Consider the following 19985-nt stretch of genomic DNA (forward strand, 5'->3'; position numbering starts at 1 on the left):
GTGTCCTCACTCAGGGTGTCCACGCCCTGGTTCGACGAGACCGGCGGTGAGAGTTCCTGGCTCCCGGGGATCACTACCCCGGTGACAGTGGCGGGACCGCGCCGGACTCGCACCGGCTTCCTCTCCTGCCGCCGTACTGGCCCCGGCAGTCCACCACGGCCGCGAACCGCCGTCAACTTGCCGTTGACCTGCGCGGGGAGAGTGTGGAGAACCCCACATCGCCCCCGCCCCCCACACGACGACCGGGCGGCACAGGACCGAAGTCCCGTGCCGCCCGGCGGACACGACGTGCGGTCGGTCGGGCCCTCAGGCCACGATCAGATAGATCCCGTACCCCACGGCCGCCGCACACGCCGCGAAGCAGGCGTACGCGCCGGTGACCGCGAGCCCCGCGGACCCGCCCTCCGCCACCGCCCGCTCGCGGCGCGACAGGCCGGTGATGCCGAGGGTGAACAGGCCGACGAGGGCCACGGTGACCACGAGGCTGACGCCGAAGACGGAGCCGAGGGCCGCCCAGTCGATCTTCATATCGGAGACTCTTCCTTGTAACCGGTGGCGGGTCAGACCGTGGTGGTCGTGGTCGGCGTGCGCTCGGCGGTGGCCTGCGACGGGAACGAGGGGACCGGGTCCTCCGACGCCGTGGCCGTGCCACCCGCCGGCGGCGGTGTCACCGCGGCGATCGCCGCGGTGACCACACCGGCCGGCTCCGCGGCCGCGGCGTCCTCGGTGTCGTTGACGTTGGTGTGGTCGACGACCTCACGCCGCGAGAGCTTCCAGATCGCCGCGCTGGAGGCGACGAGGAAGACGGCCACCACGGCGGTGCCCCAGCTGCCGAAGCCGGTGACGTACTCGGCGAGAGCACCCACCAGGGCCGCCGCCGGCAGCGTCAGACCCCAGGCGACGAACATCCGCGTCGCGGTGGACCAGCGGACCACGCCGCCCTTGCGGCCGAGCCCGGCACCCATCACCGAACCGGACACGGAGTGCGTCGTGGAGAGGGAGAAACCGAGGTGCGAGGAGGCCAGGATGACCGTGGCCGCGGAGGTCTGGGCGGCGAAGCCCTGCTGCGGCTGGAGGTCGGTCAGTCCCTTGCCCATGGTGCGGATGATGCGCCAGCCGCCCAGGTAGGTGCCGAGCGCGATGGCGAGACCCGCCGAGAGGATGACCCACATGGGCGGGTCCGAGTCGGGCGCGACGGCGCCGCCGGCGACCAGGGCGAGGGTGATGACACCCATGGTCTTCTGCGCGTCGTTGGTGCCGTGGGCCAGGGAGACCAGGCCCGCGGAGGCGATCTGGCCGGCCCGGTAGCCCTTCTTGGACGCCTGGCTGTCGGCCTTGCTGCCGAGGGAGTAGGTCAGCCGCGTGGCGAGCATCGCCGCGATGCCCGCGACCAGCGGGGCGGCGATCGCCGGGATCAGCACCTTGGTGACCAGCACGTCCCCGTGCACCGCGCCGACGCCCGCCGAGGCGATCGTGGCGCCGATCAGACCGCCCATGAGGGCATGGGAGGAGCTGGAGGGCAGACCGACCAGCCACGTCAGCAGGTTCCAGAGGATCGCGCCGACCAGGGCGGCGAAGATGACCTCGGGCCGGATGCCGGCCTCGTCGACGAGGCCTTTGGAGATCGTGTTGGCGACTTCGACGGACAGGAAGGCGCCGACCAGGTTGAGGACCGCGGACATGGCCACCGCAACCTTGGGCTTCATGGCGCCCGTGGAAATGGTTGTGGCCATCGCGTTCGCGGTGTCGTGGAAACCGTTCGTGAAATCGAACGCGAGTGCGGTTACCACCACAATCGCGAGGATCAGCGAGAAGCTTTCCATTTACCCAGGCAATCGTTCGAGGTCGTTGGCTGGACGACCGTAAGCAACCTGAGTGAACGGAAGATGAACTGGGAGGGGCGCAGGGGTGACCGCAACGGAGGGTCGGAGTTCCGCCCAGGAACGGCGGCCCGGCGCCCCGGCGCCCGGCCGCCGGGGACGAACCACTTCACCCGGTCGAGTGACCCGCCGAGGGGGTTCCGGTCACCCGGCGGGGTGCCGCCGCCGTTGTGTACGAAGTACCCCACTTCTCCGGCGCTGCGAAGCGCCGCCTGGCAGGATCGCGGCATGGCTGAGCAGCGAGGCGACGAGCGGCGCACGGCGGACGTACGGGGGAGCGCGGACGTAGAGGGAAGCGCGGCGGATGCGGGGGAGCCGCCCCGCAGGGCCGCGCGCCCCGAGGAGGCCCGCGCCTGGGACGATCTCGTCACGACGGCCCGCCGGACGGTCTCGGACGGACTCGTCGTCGGCACGTCCGGCAACGTCTCGGTGCGCGTCGGGGACACCGTCCTGGTCACGCCGTCCGGCGTCCCCTACGACCGGCTGACGCCGGACGACGTGACCGGCGTCGACCTCCACGGCCGGCAGGTCCTCGGCACCCTCGTCCCGACCAGCGAGCTGCCCATGCACCTCGCCGTCTACCGCACGACCGGCGCCCTGGCCGTCGTCCACACCCACGCCGTGCACGCGACGGCCGTCTCGACGCTCGTGACCGAGCTCCCGCTGATCCACTACATGGCCGCCGCGCTCGGCGGCCCCGTCCGGGTCGCCCCGTACGCCCCCTACGGCAGCGACGAGTTGGCCGAGAACATGCTCCAGGCCCTCGCCGGCCGCTCCGGGTGCCTCCTCCAAAACCACGGCACCCTCACCCACGGCAGCACCCTCGCCCAGGCCTACGACCGCACCGCCCAGCTGGAGTGGATGTGCCGCCTGTGGCTCACCGCCTCCTCGGTGCCCGGCCTGACCCCGAGCCTGCTGTCCCGGGAGCAGCTGACGGAGGTGGAGGAGCGCCTGCGCGGCTACGGCCAGCGCGGCTGAGCCTCCGCACGCCCGCCGCGGAGATCACTCCCGGCTCCCTCCCACTGGTCGCCCGCGCCGTCCGCCGGGACACTGGAGCCGTGCGCACTGTCAGAGCGACGGCCGCTGCCGTCACCGCCGTGATCGGGGCCGGGGCCGCCGCGGTGGCCGCCGGCCGGCTCGCCAGCGACGCCGCACTCAAGGCGCCCCCCGGCAGGCCCCTGCCCACCGAACCCCGGCTCACCGTGCACGGCACCGCCGCCGGGCAGATCAGCCTCACCCGGGACCTCGCCGCCCTGCGCCCCGGCCGCTACGGCCTCTCCGGCGACGGCTCCCACGCCGTCGTCGGCCCCGTCCTGACCGGTGCCCAGCACCCCGCCGACGCCGTCGTGCGCCGCTTGGAGAGTGTCACGCACGGCACGCTGAGGTCCGGGGACAAGGTCTGGCTCACGCCGAACGTGTACGTCGGCAACCCCGGCTCGGCCCTCGGACTCGAACACGCCGACGTCGACGTCCCCGGCGAACTCGGTCCCCTGCCCGCGTGGTTCGTGCCGGGCAAGCGGGCCACCTGGGTGATCGCCGTGCACGGCCTGGGCACCACCCGGGAACTCGCCATGAACGTCATGGGGTTCCTGCACCGCGGCCACTTCCCGGTGCTCGCCCTCGCCTACCGCGGCGACCTGGGCGCACCGCGTCCCCCCGACGGCCTGAACCACCTCGGCGAGACCGAGTGGCGCGACCTCGACGCGGCCATCCGCTACGCCGTGCGCCACGGGGCCCGGCAGGTCGTCCTGCACGGCTGGTCCACCGGCGCCACCATGGCCCTGCACGCCGCCGCGCGCTCGGGGCTGCGCGACCGCGTCTCCGGGCTCGTCCTGGACTCCCCGGTGCTCAGCTGGGAGACCACCCTGCGCGCCCTCGCCTCGGCCCGCCGCACCCCCGGCGCGCTGCTGCCCCTCGCGGTCCGCGCCGCCCAGGGCCGCACCGGTCTGACCGGCGACCGCGTCGCGGGCACGGTCGCGTCCGACGGGCTGCGCGTCCCGGCGCTCGTGCTCCACGGACCGGACGACACCGTCGCCCCCTGGGGGCTGTCGCGCCGGCTCGCAGACGCCCGCCCCGACCTGGTCGCCCTCCGCACCGTCGCCGACGCCCCCCACGGCGCCATGTGGAACGCCGACCCGGAAGGCTACGAGGAGGCGCTCCGGCGCTTTCTGACGCCCCTCGGCTGACTCCTGTCCGGGCCACCTGCCGCCGCGCCTCTCCCGGCGGTCTCTCTCACACCCCCCGTTCACGCCTCCTTCGCCCTGCCGCAACCACGTCTCCTTCCGCTCCCCGAGGACCGGTCGCCGCGATTCCGTTTAGCGTCGTACCACTGGCCGGTTCCCGGCCCTCGAGCACTCCCGTGAGCCGGTGCGTTGGCCATCCCCGTCGCCCGCCGTGACATTCCGTTTGGGTTTTCGGACCGTCAACCGGAAGACTGCCCCCGTGACGTCCCGTATCCCGCGCGACTCCAGGCTTCGACTCGTCCGCCCGCGACCCCTGGCCGCCGCCCCCCCAGCGATGAACCAGCGGCGCTCGCGCCGCCCCGCGCCGCGCCCCCCGGAGGGCACCCCGGCACCGGCGGAGCTGGCGAGAATGGCTCGCTCAGGTCTTGCCGACGCGGCCCGCGTCGCCCGCTGGGCGGACGCCGCGCTCGGCCCCGGCCGGGACAGCGCCACCGACGACGGCAAGGCCACCCTCTCCGACGCGACCGCCGAACGGGCCGCCCGCGATCTGGGCCTGACCCCGGCTCAGGTCAGAGCCGACTGGGACACCGCCCGACTCGCCGGCCTCGTCGAGGTGCACGGCGACAGCGCCCGGCCCGGGTGGCGGCTGCGCGCCTGGGACCGCGACGACAGTGCCGTGCTGCGCGGCTGGGTGGCGCTCTTCGACGCCTGGTCCCTCGCCCACCCGGAGCCCGCGGAGCACGAGCCGGCCGCCGTCGCCGAGGTCGTCTCGGCCATGCCGCAGGCGCTCTCCTTCCTCCAGCTGTCCGCCGGGCCCGTCCCCGTGGAGCAGCTCCTCGACCTCCTGGAGCAGCGGGTCACCGAGCTGCGGACCGCCCGCTGCGAAATCCCCTACGGCCCCCAGCCCGAGCCGTCGGCCGAACCGGAGCCCACCGACGCCCCGCTCGCTCCGCTGCTCGACTGGGCCCTGCGCGCCCTCGCCTCCGTCGGCGCCCTCACCTACGGAGACGGCCAGGCCACCCTCACCCCCCTCGGCAGCTGGGCCGTCTGGGTCAAGCTGGAGCAGATCTGCGTCGCCGCGCAGAGCCCCGCCGGGAACATCGAGCAGGCCGCCGACGACATGCTCCGCGGCTGCGCCCAGCTGCGCCCGAACGCGGCCCGCGCCGAGTACCGCGCCTGGCTCGCGGCCCGCCCGGTCGGGAGCGCCGTGACCGAACTCCTCGGCGCCGCCCGCGGCGAGGACGCCCTGCTGCGCGGCCTCGCCTTCGAGGCGCTGCGCGTGGTCGGAGCCCCCGCCGAGCCGGACGTCCGCGGCGTGCTGGACGAGCCCACGCTGAGGCCGTACGCGCTGCTGTGGCTGGCCGAGCACGACGGCGCCGACCCCGAGGACGCCCACGAGGTCCTCACCCGCGAGGAGGCGACCTGGCTGTGGGTGGACACCGCCGCCGCCGTCGCCGACCACGGTGAGGCGCCGCTGCTGGTGCGCCACCTGGAGTCGGCGGTGCAGCCGACCATCCCGAGGCTGCTGGACGAGGTACGCGCGGTGGGGCACCCGCGCACCGTGCAGGTGCTGGTCGCCCTCGCCGCCGCACACCCCGACCCGGCGCTGGCCAAGGCGGTCCGCAGGGCCGCCTTCCAGGTGCACACCGGCGGAAGCTAGGGCCTGTCGTTCGGATCGGGTCGCAGGGAACCGGCGGTGCCTCTCGACGCCGCTGACCCCGCGTCTGCGACCTGATCCGAACGGCAGGCCCCAGGGCCAGGGGGCGTCAGTCAGCCCGTCGTGATCTCCGGCGCGTACGTCCCGAAGCTCCACACATTGCCCTCGAGGTCCCGGGCCATGTAGTCCCGCGAGCCGTAGTCCTGGTCCGTCGGGGGCATCAGCACCTCCACTCCGTGCTCCACGGCGTGACGGTGGTGCCCGTCCACGTCGTCCACCACCACGTACACCCCCGTGGTGCCCGCGTTCTTCATGGCCGTGTCGAACAGGCCGCCCCGGCCCCTGCTGCCGACCATCACGGCGCCGTTGCCCTGCGCCAGCTCGGCGTGCAGCACCGAGCCGTCCTCGCCCTCGTACACCGACAGCTCCGTGAAGCCGAAGGCCTCCGTGAGCTGCCGGATCGCCGCCTTGGCGTCCGCGTACAACAGCGTCGGGTAGATGCTCGGACGCCCGCCGGACGTGCCTGCCATGGCGATCACTTCCTCGTGTCTCGCGGGGCTGTCCCCCTCAGTGTTCCATCGGCCACCGACAACGGCCCCGCGTCCGGCCACCGGTGATCGAACTCCCGCACACAGAAAAAGTGGTTGCACGTCCCCGTTAGACTGTCCCCCATGGCCATTCTCCTCGCGCATTAGACGGCGGGAACGCCCGCCCGTCGCCCGCCACCGCCCTTCTGACGGCGCGCTACGCGCGGCACCCTCTGATTCGTCCATCCCGCCCCCGTATCCGCCCTGGAGTCTGTCCGTGATCTCCGCCTCCGGTATCGAGCTGCGCGCCGGTGCCCGCGTCCTCATCGAAAACGCCTCGTTCCGCATCGCCAAGGGCGACCGCATCGGCCTGGTCGGCCGCAACGGCGCGGGGAAGACCACCCTCACCAAGTGCCTGGCGGGCGAGGGCATGCCCGCCGGCGGCACCATCACCCGCTCCGGCGAGGTCGGCTACCTCCCGCAGGACCCCCGCACCGGCGACCTCGACATCCTCGCCCGCGACCGCATCCTGTCCGCGCGCGGCCTGGACGTGCTGCTCCGCAAGATGCGCGACAACGAACAGCGCATCGCCAACGGCCAGGGCGCAACCCGCGAGAAGGCGCTCAAGCAGTACGAGCGCCAGGAGACCGAGTTCCTCACCAAGGGCGGGTACGCCGCCGAGGCCGAGGCCGCCACCATCGCCGCCGCCCTCAACCTGCCCGACCGCGTGCTCGGCCAGCCCCTGCACACCCTCTCCGGCGGTCAGCGCCGCCGTATCGAACTGGCGCGCATCCTCTTCTCCGACGCGGACACCCTGCTGCTCGACGAGCCCACGAACCACCTCGACGCCGACTCGATCGTCTGGCTGCGGGACTACCTGAAGACCTACCGCGGCGGCTTCATCGTGATCTCCCACGACGTCGACCTTGTCGAGACGGTCGTGAACAAGGTGTTCTACCTGGACGCCAACCGCGCCCAGATCGACATCTACAACATGGGCTGGAAGCTCTACCAGCAGCAGCGCGAGGCCGACGAGAAGCGCCGCAAGCGCGAGCGGCAGAACGCCGAGAAGAAGGCCTCCGCGCTGCACTCGCAGGCCGACAAGATGCGGGCCAAGGCCACCAAGACCGTCGCCGCGCAGAACATGGCCCGCCGGGCGGACAAGCTGCTGGCCGGCCTGGAGGCCGAGCGGAAGTCCGACAAGGTCGCCAAGCTGCGCTTCCCCGAGCCCTCCCCGTGCGGCAAGACCCCCCTCATGGCCGAGGGCCTGTCGAAGTCCTACGGATCGCTGGAGATCTTCACCGACGTCGACCTGGCCATCGACAAGGGCTCGCGCGTCGTCATCCTCGGCCTCAACGGCGCCGGCAAGACGACCCTGCTCCGCCTCCTCGGCGGGGCGGAACAGCCCGACACCGGCAAGGTCATCGAGGGCCACGGCCTCAAGCTCGGCTACTACGCCCAGGAGCACGAGACCCTCGACCCGGAGCGCACGGTCCTGGAGAACATGCGCTCCGCCGCACCCGACCTGGACCTGGTGGAGGTCCGCAAGACGCTCGGCTCGTTCCTGTTCTCCGGCGACGACGTCGACAAGCCGGCCGGGGTCCTCTCCGGCGGCGAGAAGACCCGCCTCGCCCTCGCCACCCTCGTGGTGTCCTCGGCCAACGTGCTGCTCCTCGACGAGCCGACCAACAACCTCGACCCCGCCAGCCGCGAGGAGATCCTCGGCGCCCTGCGCACCTACAAGGGCGCGGTCGTCCTCGTCACGCACGACGAGGGCGCGGTCGAGGCGCTCCAGCCGGAGCGGATCATCCTCCTGCCGGACGGCGTCGAGGACCTGTGGGGCGCCGACTACGCGGATCTCGTCGCCCTCGCCTGATCGCCTGTCGCCCTCGCTTGATCGAATGCGTGATCAACGGCGTATGGATCATTCGGCCCAGCGGTGATCCATCATCTGTGTGAGATCTCCTCGTACCGAGGTGTGTCCTACATCGATTTCGCGGCCGAGCCCCCGATTCTTCCGGGCTCGGCCGCGCCGCCTTTCTGACCTGGCGTTTTCCTCCACCATCCGTTCGGCCGTACGGACACCGCTCTTCGGAATTCCACATTCCGCATGTGGGGATGTGCTCCCGTCGTCACAACCTTGTCTCACGGACCTTGCCGAATGGGTGGCCAGGAACGCCCGGAGGGGTGATCATGAGGAGACCAGAGCGCACTTCCCATGAGGAGGCACGGGTGGCCGAGACTCTGAAGAAGGGCAGCCGGGTGACCGGCGCCGCGCGCGACAAGCTCGCGGCAGACCTGAAGAAGAAGTACGACGCCGGTGCGAGCATCCGGGCGTTGGCCGAGGAGACCGGCCGCTCGTATGGCTTTGTGCACCGCATGCTCAGTGAGTCGGGCGTCACGCTGCGAGGGCGTGGCGGGGCTACCCGGGGCAAAAAGGCCACGGCCTGACCCCGGGTGGCCCCTCGGCTCCGATGGTGGCCACCCGGTCGGTCGACTGATCGGCCGGGTGGTTACTGTGCAGTCACTTAAGCGTGGCCTGCTGCGGCGGTGAAGCCGTCGCGGGGCACGTAAGACCGCACACATCGGAGGCGTCCCATGGCTTCGCCCGACAAGGACCTCGTTCCCGTACTCGACAAGGACGGCGTACGGCTCACCGTCGACGACGCGATCGCCACGGTGACGCTGACCAACCCGGACAAGCGCAACGCGCAGAGCCCCGCTCTGTGGCGGGCGCTGACCGAGGCCGGGCGGCAGCTGCCGGGCTCCGTCCGCGTCGTGGTGCTGCGGGCCGAGGGCAAGTCCTTCTCGGCCGGGCTCGACCGACAGGCGTTCACGCCGGAGGGCTTCGACGGCGAACCGTCGTTCATCGACCTCGCGCGCGGCGCCGACGCCGAGTTGGACGCGACCATCGCCGAATACCAGGAGGCGTTCACCTGGTGGCGGCGCAGCGACATCGTCTCCGTCGCCGCTGTCCAGGGGCATGCCATCGGGGCGGGCTTCCAGCTCGCCCTCGCCTGCGACCTGCGCGTCGTCGCCGACGACGTGCAGTTCGCCATGCGTGAGACCAGCCTCGGACTCGTGCCCGACCTGACGGGCACACACCCGCTGGTGGGACTCGTCGGCTACGCCCGCGCGCTGGAGATCTGCGTGACCGGGCGCTTCGTCACGGCCGAGGAGGCCGTGAACACCGGTCTCGCGAACCTCGCCGTGCCCGCCGGCCAGCTCGACGACACCGTGCGCGACCTCGCCTCGGCCGTGCTCGCCGCGCCCCGCGACGCGGTCATCGAGACCAAGGCCCTGCTGCGCGGCGCCCAGGACCGCACGTACGAGGAGCAGCGCGCGGCCGAGCGCCAGTCCCAGGCCCGCAGGCTGCGGGACCTCGCGGGCATCGAGGACTGAGCCGCGCCGGGGCGGGAGCCGCGCCGGGCACGTTCCGGCCGCCGCCTCGGGCCGAGCGGTACCGCCGGGCCGGGGCCAGTCGGCCCGAGGGCGGCGGCCGCACCGAGCGACCCGGACCGCGCGGTCAGCCGATCGCGCTCACCACGACCGCCACCGTCGGGTGATCCGGCAGGGTCCGCCTGACCGCCGTCCGGACCTCGCGGGCCACGTCCCGGGCCCGCCGGTCCGAGCCCACCGCCAGCTCCAGCCGGACATGGCGGTGGGGCAGCGCGGCGCCCTCGGGGAACAGCAGCTCGATGTGCACGGGGTGACCCAGCGTGCCGGTCAGATGGAGGGCACCCGGGACGCCGAGCGCGGCGGCGGCCACCCGGGCCTCGTCGGAGCCCTCGGCCCGCGCGGCACCCGGCGGCTCGGGAAGGCCCGCGGCCGTGCGTTCCGCACGCCCTTCCTCCTCGTCCAGCAGCCCCGTCACCCGCAGGTCCACCTCCGTCACTGTCAGGCCCAGCCGCTGTTCCGCCGCGGTCGCCAGCGTCTCCCGCAGCAGGGTCGCCGTCGCCGGCAGGGGCTGCGAGGCCGTCGCGGCGAACTCCGCCGTCACCCGCAGCGGCCCGGGCGGCAGCGCACTCGGAGGAGCCGGTACGGCCGGCTCGGCGGTGTCCGCGGTGTCGGCGACCGCGACCCGGAGCGCGCCGAGGCGCACACCCGGCGCGTCCCACGCCGCACTTCGCAGCACCTCCTCCGCGGCCCGCTCCGCGATCCACGCGCCGTCCCGCGCGTCACCCAGCGGCAGAAGCCTGCCGATTCCCAGCTGATGTCTCACTGCCTGCGTCCATCGATCGGCCGTCATTCCTCCAGCCTGCCGCATCAGAGGCGCGCTTCCACGCAACCGTGCTTACGGTGGTCCAAGGACGACGAAAAGGACGTACGGCGATGACTGACATGACCGAGAAGCGGGGCGGGGAGAGCGAGACCGCGGCGGTACGCAGGAGCCCGTTGGCCAAGCACAGCGGCGGAGACGCCGGTTCGCGCGGGCGGACGACCATCGCGGACGGCGTCGTGGAGAAGATCGCCGGCCTCGCCGCGCGCGACGTCGACGGCGTGCACGCCATGGGCAGCGGCGTGTCCCGCACGTTCGGAGCAGTGCGCGACCGCGTGCCCGGCAGCACCAAGTCGGTGTCGCGCGGCGTGAAGGCCGAGGTCGGCGAAGTGCAGGCGGCCCTCGACCTGGAAATCGTGGTCGAGTACGGCGTGTCGATCGCCGATGTGGCCCGTGACGTGCGGGAGAACGTCATCACCGCCGTGGAGCGGATGACCGGCCTGGAGGTCGTCGAGGTCAACATCGCGGTGAGCGACGTGAAGCTGCCGGACGAGGAGGAAGAGGAACCGGAGCGCCGGATCCAGTGAGGCACGGACCATCGGACAACGACACAGCGGCTGAGGAGCTGAGGAGCGCATGAGCATGGCCGTGGTCGGCATGATCGCCGGCATGGCGCTGGCCTTCGCCGGATATTTCGGCGGATTCGGTGCCTTCGTGCTGGTGGCGGCGCTGGGCGCCGTCGGCTTCGTCGTCGGCCGGTTCCTGGACGGGGACCTGGAGTTCGGCGACTTCTTCCGCCCTCGCGAACGTGAACGGCGGCGGTGACGCCCGTGAGCACGGGGGCCGGTGAACTCGACAGACCCCTGGCGGTCGTTCCGCCCGGCGAGCGCGGCGCGACCCGGATCGCCGACCGGGTCGTCGCGAAGATCGCCTCGCAGGCGGCCCGCGAGGCCGTCGGCACACTGCCGCCCGGCGCCGACCGGCCCTCCGCGTCCGTCGTCGTCCACCACGAGGTCGCCCGTGTCCGGGTCCAGCTCGAACTGGGCTACCCCTGCGACATCGGCGACCGCTGCCGCACGGTGCGCCACCAAGTCGTCGAGCGGGTGAGCACCTTGGCGGGCATGCAGGTTCCGGAGGTCGTCGTCCAGGTGGAGCGGCTGCACCTGGACGCGGCACTCGGCGCGGCACAGGGGAGGACGCGATGAGCGAACCCCAGGGCGCTCAGCCCCCCGAGGACAGCACGCAGCGCCTGCCCGTCCTCGACAAGGGGGAGACGGAGAACGGCGACGGACCGGACCGGTCCGAGTCGTCGGCCGCCTCCGGGCCACCGCCCGAACCCGAGGGCAAGGGCGGCCGCGAGGGCCGCTTCTGGTCGGCGCGCCGCGTCCCCGCCGGGGGCGTCGCCCTCCTGCTCCTGGGCCTCACCGGGCTGTTCCTCTACGACATCGTCTCCGTGCGCGCCGGCCGGCCCGGCATGTACTGGCGGCGGGAACTGGCCCGGCAACTCTCCGAACGGCCCCTCGACGACACCTGGGTGCTCGTCGGCGCCGGGGTCGCCGCCGTCCTCGGCCTCTGGCTGCTGATCCTGGCCGCCACACCCGGCCTTCGGGCCGTGCTCCCCATGCGGCGCACCCACACCGAGGTCCGAGCCGGGCTGCACCGGGACGCCGCCGCCACCGCGCTGCGGGACCGGGCCATGGAGGTGGCCGGCGTGCAGGCGGCACGGGTGCGGGTGCGCCGGAGGCGGGCGAACGTCCGTGCCGTGTCGCACTTCCGTGAACTGAACGACGTACGTACCGAGCTGGACGACGTGCTCGCCGACGCGGTCCGCGGGCTGGGGCTGTCCCGACCGCCCTCGCTGTCGGTGCGGGTCCGGCGGCCCGGCCGGAAGGGGTGAGAGCGATGCTCAGGACCGTCAACCGCGTGTTCCTCGGCCTGGTGGGCCTGATCCTGCTGGTGCTGGGCGGCTCCGTCCTCGCCGTCGGCCTCAGCGTCTCGGCGCCCTCGTGGTGGATTCACGACAGCAAGCACGACGTGCTGCTGAGCTACGCCGAGCGCACCCGCTGGCGCGACGCCGGCTGGTGGTGGCCGGTCGTCATCGCCGTCCTCGCGGTCCTGCTGCTGCTCGCCCTGTGGTGGCTCGTCGCGGTGCTGCGCAGGCGGCGCCTGGCCGAGGTCCTCGTCGACACCGGCGACGGCGAGGGCGCGCTCCTGCGAGGCCGGGCCCTGGAGAACGTCCTCACCCAGGAGGCGGCCCACATCGACGGCGTGGGCGGAGCACACGCGCAGCTGAAGGGCCGCCGCGGCGCCCCCGAGGCCCACGTACGCCTCGCGCTGGAGCCACACGTGGACCCGGGGACGGCACTGACCGACTTCACGACGGGCGCCCTCACTCACGCCAAGACGTCGGCGGGCCTCGCCTCACTTCCGGCGGAGGTGAGGCTCAAGGGCGTCAAGCACGGTGCCGAACGGGTGAGTTGAGGGCGCGCGGGCCGGTTGCGGCCCGTCAGAACCCGTGCCGCGCCCCACCGTCGACCGGGACCATGACCCCGGTCAGATAGGAAGCCGCCGGCGACATCAGGAATGCCGCCACCCGCCCGAACTCCTCCGGAGCCCCGTACCGTCGCAGCGGAATCCGTGACTCCGACGCGGCCCGGGTCGCCTCGGGATCAGCCGACAGCGCGTCCAGCTGCCGCACCCGGTCGGTGTCGATCCGCCCGGGCAGGACGCCGACCACCCGGATGCCCCGTGGCCCCAGCTCGTCGGAGAGCGACTTGGCGAATCCCGCGAGCCCCGGCCGCAGCCCGTTCGAGATGGTCAGCCCCGGGATCGGCTCGTACACCGACCCGGACAGCACGAACCCGATGACGCCCCCGGCCTCCATCTCGGCGGCCGCGGCGCGGGCCAGCCGCACCGCACCGAGGAACACCGACTCGAACGCCGTCTGCCACTGCTCGTCCGTGTTGTCCGCGACGAACCCGGCCGGCGGCCCGCCCACGCTGACGAGCACTCCGTTGAAACGGCCGAAGTGCTCCCGGGCGGCCCCGATCAGCCGGGCCGCCGCCTCCGGGTCGGCGTTGTCGACGGCCACCCCGACCGCGTTCGGTCCCAGCTCGGCGGCCGCCTCGGCGACACTCTTCTCGTCACGCCCCGAGACGACCACCTTCGCCCCGTCCGCGACGAGCTCACGCGCGGTGGCGTTGCCGAGGCCGCGCGTGGCCCCGGTGACGACGTACACCCGGTCCTTCAGTCCAAGATCCATGGTCCCTATCCTGCCCCGTCCCCACCGAACAGGGCGAGGGCGGTGTTCACCAGCCCGATGTGGCTGAACGCCTGCGGGAAGTTGCCGAGATGCCGTCCGGTCACCGGGTCGAACTCCTCGGACAGCAGCCCGACGTCGTTGGCGAGTCCCGCCAGCCGCTCGAACAGCTCCCGGGCCTCCTTCGTGCGGCCGGTCATGTACAGGGCGTCCGCGAGCCAGAACGAGCACACCAGGAAGGCGCCCTCGCCGCCGGGCAGCCCGTCGACCTCCGCGTGGTCCGTGCTGTAGCGGCGCAGGAAGCCGTTGTGGGCGAGCTCCTCGCGGACCGCGTCGATCGTGCCGATCACCCGCGCATCGTCCGGCGGCAGGAACCCGACGCGCGGGATGAGCAGCAGGGCCGCGTCCAGTTCGCGTGAACCGTAGGACTGAGTGAAGGTGTTGCGCTCGGCGTCGTAGCCCTTCTCGCACACCTCCTCGTGCACCTCGTCGCGCAGCGCCCGCCAGCCGTCCAGATCGCCGTCCAGCTCCGGATGGTGCTCCAGGGTGCGTACGGCACGGTCGGCGGCCACCCACACCATCACCTTCGAGTGCACGAACTGGCGCCGGCCGCCGCGCACCTCCCACAGCCCCTCGTCGGGCTGCTGCCAGTGGGTGCGCAGGAAGTCCAGCAGGGCCGTCTGCAGCGCCCACACGTCCGGCTGCGGGGACAGGCCCGACTCGCGGGCGAGCGACAGGGAGTCCATGACCTCGCCGTAGACGTCCAGCTGGAGCTGGTTCACGGCGTCGTTGCCGACGCGTACCGGGGCGGACTCGGCGAAGCCGGAGAGCCACGGCAGCTCGAACTCGGGCAGCCGCCGCTCGCCCGCCACGCCGTACATGATCTGCAGGTCGGCCGGGTCGCCCGCGACCGCGCGCAGCAGCCAGTTCCGCCAGGCTTCCGCCTCCTCCTGGTAGCCCGCGGCGAGCAGCGCGTTCAGGGTGAGGGTGGAGTCGCGCAGCCAGCAGTAGCGGTAGTCCCAGTTGCGCACCCCGCCCGGTTCCTCGGGCAGCGAGGTGGTGGGGGCGGCGACGATGCCGCCCGTGGGGGCGTAGGTGAGCGCCTTGAGGGTGATCAGGGAGCGGACGACGGCGTCCCGGTACGGGCCGTCGTAGCGGCAGCGCGACACCCAGGCCCGCCAGTCCTCCACGCTGTGGCGCAGCGCGTCGTACGGGTCGACGAGCGGCGGGCGCGGTTCGTGGGAGGGGTGCCAGGTCAGGACGAAGGCGACCTTTTCCCCCTTCTTCACGGTGAACTCGGCGTGCGTGCCGAAGTCCTCGCCCCAGCTGGTCACCTCCGGCTCGCTGCGCAGCCAGGTCGAGTCGGGTCCGGCCACCGCGACGCGGTGGCCGTCGGCCTTGCGCACCCAGGGGACGATCGAGCCGTAGTCGAAGCGCAGCTTGAGGACGCTGTGCAGCGTCACCTCGCCGTCGAGGCCCTCGACGACACGGACCAGGTCGGGGGCGCGGTCGCGTTGGGGCATCAGGTCGGTGACCCGTACCGCTCCCTGCTCGGTCTCCCACTCGGTGTCCAGGACGAGGGTGTCGGGGCGGTAGGCGCGCCGGGTGCAGCGGTCCGCCCCCACGGGGGCGATGCGCCAGAAGCCGTTGTCCTCGTCGCCGAGCAGTCTGGCGAAGCAGGCGGCCGAGTCGAAGCGGGGCAGGCACAACCAGTCGACGGATCCGTCCGTACCGACCAGGGCCGCGGTCTGTTCGTCGCCGATGAGCGCGTAGTCCTCGATGCTGGGCACCCAGTGCGGGTTCCCGGCAAGTCGGCGCGGCAATCAGGGCGGGGCCGGGGGAGTGACGTGTCCTGGCCGGCAGGCGCCGCGGTGCCGGGCCGGGGCGGCCGATGGGCACGCGGCCGTCGTCCGCGGCGGCGCGCGGGGCGTCGGGTCCCGCCTCGCGGCGTCGGCAGCGGTGTCTACACGGCCGCCGGCTCGGTCTCCGTCGTGTCGGATTCCTCGGCCGCCTTCTGGGCCCGCTCGCGGGCCTCCCGGCGGGCCAGGACCACCCAGCCGACCGGGACGGCCGCCGAGAACAGCCACCACTGGACGGCGTACGCGTAGTTCAGCGCCGCGTCCTCCTTGCCGGGGTTGCCCAGCAGCTCGGGGACGTCGCCCTGGGGCTCGGGGGCGGTCTGGGCGATGTAGCCGCCGAGCACGCGGGCGTCCAGACGCCGGGCCTGCTGCTCGCTGTTGATCAGCATGATCTGCCGGTCCGGCAGGCCCTGGAGGTTCTTGATGCCGCTCGCCGCGGTCGTCTCGTCGGGCATCAGCCGCCCCTCGACGGTGACCTCGCCGCCGGGCGGCGCGGGAACCTTCGGGAACGTCGTCTGGCTCGGGCCCGCGGAGGGGATCCAGCCCCGGTTGACCAGCAGCACCTTGCCGTCGTCGAGGACGAACGGGGTGAGCACGTGGTAGCCGACCTCGTCGTCGGAGTTGGTGCGGCGCCGGACGACGACCTCGTCCTCCGTGTCGAAACGGCCCTTCGCCGTCACGGTGCGGTACCGCTCGGCGCTGGTCACGGTGTGCCCGGGCGCTGTCAGCTTCTCCACGGGCACCGGATCGGCCGACAGCGCGTCGGTGACCAGCTGGTTCCGGGCGGTGCGCTCCTCGTAGCGATGCATCTGCCATATGCCCAGCCTGATCATCGTGGGGATGAGGAGCAGGGCGATCAACGTGAGGATCACCCACTGCCGGGACATCAGGAAGCGGTACACCCCACGACCGTACAACTCGGTCGTGGGGTGCATTCAGTCGGGTACGGGTTCAGACCTTGTCGACAATTCCTGCCTTTCCCTCCGCGCGGGCGCAGTGGGCGCCGCAGTACCAGTGGCCCTCGACCTCGACGCCCTGGCCGATGATCTGCACCCGGCAGTGCTCGCAGATGGGGGCCATGCGGTGGATCGCGCAGGAGAAGCAGTCGAAGACGTGCACCGCGCCCTGCGCGTGCACCTCGAAGGTCATTCCGTACTGATTGCCACATACCTCACAGGTCGCCATGCGCCACAGGGTGAGCCGTCGTCCCCGTGCGAGCGAGCGGGCGCCGGGCGAGTCGCCCGGCAATCACCCGTCCGTACGGTCACCCCGCGACACGGGTCACCTCTCTGTGACGCGGATCACCCCCCCCTGCGAAGTGGATCGCCCCCCCGCGACTCACCCTTCCGAGGCCGGCTCCACATCGGCGAGGAGCTGCCCGAAGGCCGCCTCGTCCACGACCGGTGTGCCGAACTGCCGGGCCTTGACGACCTTGGAGGTGCCCGAGTCCGGGTCGTTCGTGACGAGCAGGCTGGTCAGGCGGGACAGGCTCGTGGCCACGTGCAGCCCCGCCTCGGTCGCGCGGTCCTCCAGCAGGTCCCGCTCGGTGGAGGTGTCACCGGAGAAGGCGACCCGCATGCCCTGCTTGAGCCGCCCGCCCGCCTCGTAGCGCCCGGGGTTGGGGTAGGGGCAGGCGGGGCGCTTGCGGGACGGGCGCCAACTGCTCGGCCGGTAACCGCCGTAGCCTCCGGGGCCCGCCTGCTGCCCGATGCGGGGTGTGGCGGGACGGTCCGTCCACTCGGTCAGCGGCCGGCACTCGTGCAGTGGCAGCCGTACGTTGTTCGCCGCCGCGGCCCGCAGGCTCGGCCGGAACGCCTCCGCCAGCACGCGCGCGTCGTCCAGGGCGTGGTGCGCCCGCTGCTGGACGACGCCGAAGTGCGCCGCGAGGGACTCCAGCTTGTGGTTGGGCAACGGCAGCCCCAGTTCCTTGGAGAGGGCGATGGTGCACAGCCGCTGCCGCACGGGAGCCTCGCGCTCGGCGCGCGCGTACTCCCGGGCGATCATCTGCCAGTCGAAGACGGCGTTGTGTGCCACGAGCACGCGTCCCGCCAGCCGGGCCGTGAACTCCTCGGCGATGTCCGGGAAGAGGGGCGCCCCTTCGAGCGCCTCGCTCGTCAGTCCGTGGATCCACACGGGGCCCGGGTCGCGCTCGGGGTTGACCGTCGTGTACCAGTGGTCCTCGACCTCGCCGCGCTCGTCCAGCCGGTAGACCGCCGCGGAGATGATGCGGTCGTCCCGGGCCAGGCCCGTGGTCTCCACGTCAACGACCGCGTACCCCTTGGGGTACGCGGCCGGCCACGGTGTGGCCGAGAACACTGCGGTCGTCAGGTCTTCCAGCATGGTCACCGAGGATACGGGCCGAGACTGACACCGCCGTCCGTCAGGTGCGCCGGGCGGGCTCTTCCGACACCCCCTCAGGCGTGTTGTCCGGTCTGTCCGTTCGAGGGGTGTACGTCTGATCGGTCCTCAGTCGATCAGCCGGGCACCTCCTCCTACGACGTCTGAATTCGCCCCGTACCGGATTGGCGGAGATCGCCAAGAAGCAAGCGCGTACCGTCGGTAATACTTGTGGGTAACAACGTCTGGTGGGGGCGGGACTCCGGTCCTACGGTGCTTGCATGCCGAACCTGCCCGATGTCGTGCTGTGGTCCGTCCCCGCCTTTGTGCTGCTCACCGTGGTCGAAATGGTGAGTTACCGCCTCCATCCCGACGAGGACGCGGAGGGCTACGAGGCGAAGGACGCCGCGACGAGCGTGGGTATGGGGCTCGGCAGTCTCGCCTTCGACTTCATATGGAAGATCCCGATTCTGGCGATCTACACGGCCCTCTACGAACTCACGCCGCTGCGCGTACCCGTGCTCTGGTGGACCGTCCCGCTGATGCTGCTCGGGCAGGACTTCTTCTACTACTGGTCCCACCGCGGCCACCACGTCATCCGGATCCTGTGGGCCTGCCACGTCGTCCACCACTCCAGCCGGAAGTTCAACCTCACCACCGCGCTGCGCCAGCCCTGGACGTCCCTGACCGTGTGGCCGTTCTACGTCCCCCTCATCGTCGTCGGCGTGCACCCCGCCGCGCTCGCGTTCTGCTCCTCGGCGAACCTCGTCTACCAGTTCTGGATCCACACCGAGCGCATCGACAAGATGCCCCGCTGGTTCGAGTTCGTCTTCAACACCCCCTCCCACCACCGCGTCCACCACGCCTCCCAGGGCGGCTATCTGGACCGCAACTTCGGCGGCATCCTCATCGTCTGGGACCGGCTGTTCGGCTCGTTCGTCGCGGAGACCGAGCGGCCCCGGTACGGGCTGACCAAGAACATCACCACGTACAACCTGTTCAAGGTGGCCACGCACGAGTACGTGGCCATCGCCAAGGACCTGCGGGCGGCGAGCAGTTGGCGCGAGCGCGCGGGACGCGTGTTCCGCGGACCGGGCTGGGGGCCGGGACCGGCGGCCCCAGCGCCGGTGCCGGCTCCGTCCCCGGCCCCAGCGCCGGCTCCGTCCCCGTCCCCCGCGCCGGCTCCGTCCCCGGCCTCCGAGACCCTGTCCCTCGCCGAGGCCGTGCCGATCGCCGACGCCGCCCCCGGTGCCGGGAGCGCCCCGGCCGGGAAGAGCACGCCGGCGTGAACCCCGCGCGTCTCCTCCTGGCCGCCTTCGGCCCAGCCGTCGCCGTCGACCTCGTCTGCCTCGCGACCGGTGCCGACGCGGGGCACACCGTCGCCAAGCCCCTGCTGATGCCGCTCCTGGCCCTGTGGGCCGCCCTCCGCAAGGCGCCCCGACCGCTCCTGGCCGCCCTGCTGTTCGGCTGGGGCGGGGACGTCCTGCTGCTGTCGGACGCCGAGCCCGCCTTCCTCGCGGGCATGGCCTCCTTCGCGGCGGGCCACGTCTGCTACCTCGTGCTCTTCACGACGTACGGCAGCCGGAACGCCGTCCCACGCGCGCGTGCGGGCTTCCTGGCCCTCGGCTACGCCGCCGCCCTCGTGACGACCGTCGCGCTGCTCTGGCCGGACCTGCCCGCGGACCTGCGCGTGCCGGTCGCCGGCTACAGCCTCCTGCTGACCGCCATGGCGTACCGGTCCGCCATCCGGCTCGGTCTCTTCGCAGGGCTCGGCGGGGCGCTGTTCCTGCTGTCCGACACGCTCATCGCGACCGGTGTGGCCGAGTGGCCGCAGCTGCCCGCGCCGGACTTCTGGATCATGCTCACGTACATCGCCGCGCAGACCCTGCTGACGGTCGGCACGCTCGGGGCGCTCGACGCGCGCAGGGCACCGGCCGCCACCTACGGCGAGATGCGCGCCGTCTGAGATCTGCCGGCGCTCGCCGGAACGCGGGGCTGCGACCCCGGCAAGGAAGATGTCGACTCCGACGGGGAACTGTTCGCGGTCGTCGTGCTCGCCCGGTC

General features: G+C 72.5%; 22 protein-coding genes and 1 riboswitch. Of the genes, 13 read left to right on the plus strand and 9 right to left on the minus strand.

Translation table 11 applies throughout. The features are described 5' to 3' along the window. Window positions 1-50: 50 nt before the first annotated feature. A riboswitch (cobalamin riboswitch) is annotated at window positions 51-124 on the minus strand. Between the two features lie 182 nt (window positions 125-306). After that, window positions 307-528, minus strand: a complete 222-nt coding sequence (locus tag ACFY5B_RS17470) for a hypothetical protein (protein WP_031108151.1) — start codon at window positions 526-528, stop codon at window positions 307-309. A 32-nt stretch (window positions 529-560) separates the two neighbouring features. Then, window positions 561-1823, minus strand: a complete 1263-nt coding sequence (locus ACFY5B_RS17475; protein ID WP_389969829.1) for an anion permease — start codon at window positions 1821-1823, stop codon at window positions 561-563. A 285-nt stretch (window positions 1824-2108) separates the two neighbouring features. Between ACFY5B_RS17475 and ACFY5B_RS17480 the strand changes: the two genes are divergently transcribed. The 3 genes from ACFY5B_RS17480 (at window position 2109) to ACFY5B_RS17490 (ending at window position 5723) form a co-directional block, all read left to right on the plus strand. Continuing rightward, window positions 2109-2858 (plus strand): class II aldolase/adducin family protein, encoded by a 750-nt coding sequence (locus tag ACFY5B_RS17480; RefSeq protein ID WP_389969831.1) that lies wholly within the window; start codon window positions 2109-2111, stop codon window positions 2856-2858. An 80-nt stretch (window positions 2859-2938) separates the two neighbouring features. Beyond that, on the plus strand, window positions 2939-4066 hold the full coding sequence (locus ACFY5B_RS17485; protein WP_389969833.1) for an alpha/beta hydrolase family protein: 1128 nt from the start codon (window positions 2939-2941) through the stop codon (window positions 4064-4066). A gap of 256 nt (window positions 4067-4322) precedes the next feature. Then, entirely contained in the window at window positions 4323-5723 is a 1401-nt protein-coding gene (locus tag ACFY5B_RS17490) for a hypothetical protein (protein WP_170320865.1), read from the plus strand. Between the two features lie 110 nt (window positions 5724-5833). Here the strand turns inward: ACFY5B_RS17490 and ACFY5B_RS17495 are convergent, their stop codons facing one another. Continuing rightward, entirely contained in the window at window positions 5834-6250 is a 417-nt protein-coding gene (locus ACFY5B_RS17495) for a VOC family protein (protein WP_389969835.1), read from the minus strand. Window positions 6251-6524: 274 nt separating this feature from the next. Between ACFY5B_RS17495 and ACFY5B_RS17500 the strand changes: the two genes are divergently transcribed. The 3 genes from ACFY5B_RS17500 to ACFY5B_RS17510 all read left to right on the plus strand — a co-directional run bounded on the left by ACFY5B_RS17500 (window position 6525) and on the right by ACFY5B_RS17510 (window position 9649). Continuing rightward, window positions 6525-8123, plus strand: a complete 1599-nt coding sequence (locus tag ACFY5B_RS17500; RefSeq protein ID WP_389969837.1) for an ABC-F family ATP-binding cassette domain-containing protein — start codon at window positions 6525-6527, stop codon at window positions 8121-8123. Window positions 8124-8479: 356 nt separating this feature from the next. Continuing rightward, entirely contained in the window at window positions 8480-8698 is a 219-nt protein-coding gene (locus tag ACFY5B_RS17505) for a helix-turn-helix domain-containing protein (protein WP_010037790.1), read from the plus strand. 147 nt (window positions 8699-8845) lie between these two features. After that, window positions 8846-9649: an enoyl-CoA hydratase/isomerase family protein gene (locus ACFY5B_RS17510; RefSeq protein ID WP_344459430.1), complete on the plus strand. Its 804-nt coding sequence runs from the start codon at window positions 8846-8848 to the stop codon at window positions 9647-9649. A gap of 124 nt (window positions 9650-9773) precedes the next feature. On the opposite strand, the gene ACFY5B_RS17515 is transcribed toward ACFY5B_RS17510, so the two are convergent. Beyond that, window positions 9774-10496, minus strand: coding sequence for a nucleopolyhedrovirus P10 family protein (locus ACFY5B_RS17515; protein WP_389969840.1), 723 nt, complete (start codon window positions 10494-10496; stop codon window positions 9774-9776). A gap of 83 nt (window positions 10497-10579) precedes the next feature. On the opposite strand from ACFY5B_RS17515, the gene ACFY5B_RS17520 reads away from it, so the two are divergent. The 5 genes from ACFY5B_RS17520 to amaP are packed head-to-tail and all read left to right on the plus strand — an operon-like array spanning window position 10580 to window position 12947. Beyond that, window positions 10580-11053, plus strand: a complete 474-nt coding sequence (locus ACFY5B_RS17520) for an Asp23/Gls24 family envelope stress response protein (protein WP_389969842.1) — start codon at window positions 10580-10582, stop codon at window positions 11051-11053. Window positions 11054-11102: 49 nt separating this feature from the next. After that, window positions 11103-11291: a hypothetical protein gene (locus ACFY5B_RS17525; protein ID WP_362242930.1), complete on the plus strand. Its 189-nt coding sequence runs from the start codon at window positions 11103-11105 to the stop codon at window positions 11289-11291. After that, a complete protein-coding gene (locus tag ACFY5B_RS17530) occupies window positions 11288-11671 on the plus strand; it encodes a hypothetical protein (RefSeq protein WP_389969844.1) in 384 nt (127 codons plus the stop codon). Before ACFY5B_RS17525 ends, ACFY5B_RS17530 begins: the two co-directional genes overlap by 4 nt. Continuing rightward, the gene (locus ACFY5B_RS17535) at window positions 11668-12363 is read left to right on the plus strand and encodes a DUF6286 domain-containing protein (RefSeq protein ID WP_389969846.1); all 696 of its coding nucleotides are present in this window, start codon (window positions 11668-11670) and stop codon (window positions 12361-12363) included. The genes ACFY5B_RS17530 and ACFY5B_RS17535 overlap by 4 nt, the downstream gene beginning before the upstream one ends. Further along, a complete protein-coding gene (gene amaP / locus ACFY5B_RS17540) occupies window positions 12360-12947 on the plus strand; it encodes an alkaline shock response membrane anchor protein AmaP (protein ID WP_389969848.1) in 588 nt (195 codons plus the stop codon). Before ACFY5B_RS17535 ends, amaP begins: the two co-directional genes overlap by 4 nt. 25 nt (window positions 12948-12972) lie before the next feature. On the opposite strand, the gene ACFY5B_RS17545 is transcribed toward amaP, so the two are convergent. The 5 genes from ACFY5B_RS17545 to ACFY5B_RS17565 all read right to left on the minus strand — a co-directional run bounded on the left by ACFY5B_RS17545 (window position 12973) and on the right by ACFY5B_RS17565 (window position 17924). Next, window positions 12973-13728 carry an SDR family oxidoreductase gene (locus ACFY5B_RS17545; RefSeq protein ID WP_389969850.1) on the minus strand — a complete coding sequence of 252 codons (756 nt, stop codon included), beginning with the start codon at window positions 13726-13728 and terminating at the stop codon, window positions 12973-12975. A 5-nt stretch (window positions 13729-13733) separates the two neighbouring features. Then, window positions 13734-15515: a glycoside hydrolase family 15 protein gene (locus ACFY5B_RS17550; RefSeq protein ID WP_389969852.1), complete on the minus strand. Its 1782-nt coding sequence runs from the start codon at window positions 15513-15515 to the stop codon at window positions 13734-13736. A 173-nt stretch (window positions 15516-15688) separates the two neighbouring features. After that, complete coding sequence (locus tag ACFY5B_RS17555) at window positions 15689-16486, minus strand: SURF1 family protein (protein ID WP_389969854.1); 798 nt, start codon at window positions 16484-16486, stop codon at window positions 15689-15691. Between the two features lie 49 nt (window positions 16487-16535). Next, on the minus strand, window positions 16536-16769 hold the full coding sequence (locus ACFY5B_RS17560) for a hypothetical protein (RefSeq protein WP_078615365.1): 234 nt from the start codon (window positions 16767-16769) through the stop codon (window positions 16536-16538). 153 nt (window positions 16770-16922) lie between these two features. Next, window positions 16923-17924, minus strand: coding sequence for a DEDDh family exonuclease (locus ACFY5B_RS17565; protein ID WP_362038796.1), 1002 nt, complete (start codon window positions 17922-17924; stop codon window positions 16923-16925). Between the two features lie 278 nt (window positions 17925-18202). Between ACFY5B_RS17565 and ACFY5B_RS17570 the strand changes: the two genes are divergently transcribed. Together ACFY5B_RS17570 and ACFY5B_RS17575 are read left to right on the plus strand one after the other, a co-directional pair. Next, window positions 18203-19210, plus strand: coding sequence for a sterol desaturase family protein (locus ACFY5B_RS17570; RefSeq protein ID WP_389969857.1), 1008 nt, complete (start codon window positions 18203-18205; stop codon window positions 19208-19210). Continuing rightward, window positions 19207-19887: a lysoplasmalogenase gene (locus ACFY5B_RS17575; RefSeq protein WP_389969859.1), complete on the plus strand. Its 681-nt coding sequence runs from the start codon at window positions 19207-19209 to the stop codon at window positions 19885-19887. The genes ACFY5B_RS17570 and ACFY5B_RS17575 overlap by 4 nt, the downstream gene beginning before the upstream one ends. Window positions 19888-19985: the final 98 nt, after the last annotated feature.

This window comes from Streptomyces sp. NPDC013187 (genome assembly GCF_042899705.1).
In the GTDB taxonomy this organism is placed as follows: domain Bacteria; phylum Actinomycetota; class Actinomycetes; order Streptomycetales; family Streptomycetaceae; genus Streptomyces; species Streptomyces hawaiiensis_A.

Excerpts from the sequence above, each read along its gene's own strand:
- ACFY5B_RS17470 (WP_031108151.1), bottom strand. The coding sequence starts at position 528 with ATGAAGATCGACTGGGCGGCCCTCGGCTCCGTCTTCGGCGTCAGCCTC.
- ACFY5B_RS17475 (WP_389969829.1), bottom strand. The coding sequence starts at position 1,823 with ATGGAAAGCTTCTCGCTGATCCTCGCGATTGTGGTGGTAACCGCACTC.
- ACFY5B_RS17480 (WP_389969831.1), top strand. The coding sequence starts at position 2,109 with ATGGCTGAGCAGCGAGGCGACGAGCGGCGCACGGCGGACGTACGGGGG.
- ACFY5B_RS17495 (WP_389969835.1), bottom strand. The coding sequence starts at position 6,250 with ATGGCAGGCACGTCCGGCGGGCGTCCGAGCATCTACCCGACGCTGTTG.
- ACFY5B_RS17510 (WP_344459430.1), top strand. The coding sequence starts at position 8,846 with ATGGCTTCGCCCGACAAGGACCTCGTTCCCGTACTCGACAAGGACGGC.
- ACFY5B_RS17515 (WP_389969840.1), bottom strand. The coding sequence starts at position 10,496 with ATGACGGCCGATCGATGGACGCAGGCAGTGAGACATCAGCTGGGAATC.
- ACFY5B_RS17520 (WP_389969842.1), top strand. The coding sequence starts at position 10,580 with ATGACTGACATGACCGAGAAGCGGGGCGGGGAGAGCGAGACCGCGGCG.
- ACFY5B_RS17525 (WP_362242930.1), top strand. The coding sequence starts at position 11,103 with ATGAGCATGGCCGTGGTCGGCATGATCGCCGGCATGGCGCTGGCCTTC.
- ACFY5B_RS17535 (WP_389969846.1), top strand. The coding sequence starts at position 11,668 with ATGAGCGAACCCCAGGGCGCTCAGCCCCCCGAGGACAGCACGCAGCGC.
- ACFY5B_RS17545 (WP_389969850.1), bottom strand. The coding sequence starts at position 13,728 with ATGGATCTTGGACTGAAGGACCGGGTGTACGTCGTCACCGGGGCCACG.
- ACFY5B_RS17560 (WP_078615365.1), bottom strand. The coding sequence starts at position 16,769 with ATGGCGACCTGTGAGGTATGTGGCAATCAGTACGGAATGACCTTCGAG.
- ACFY5B_RS17565 (WP_362038796.1), bottom strand. The coding sequence starts at position 17,924 with ATGCTGGAAGACCTGACGACCGCAGTGTTCTCGGCCACACCGTGGCCG.
- ACFY5B_RS17570 (WP_389969857.1), top strand. The coding sequence starts at position 18,203 with ATGCCGAACCTGCCCGATGTCGTGCTGTGGTCCGTCCCCGCCTTTGTG.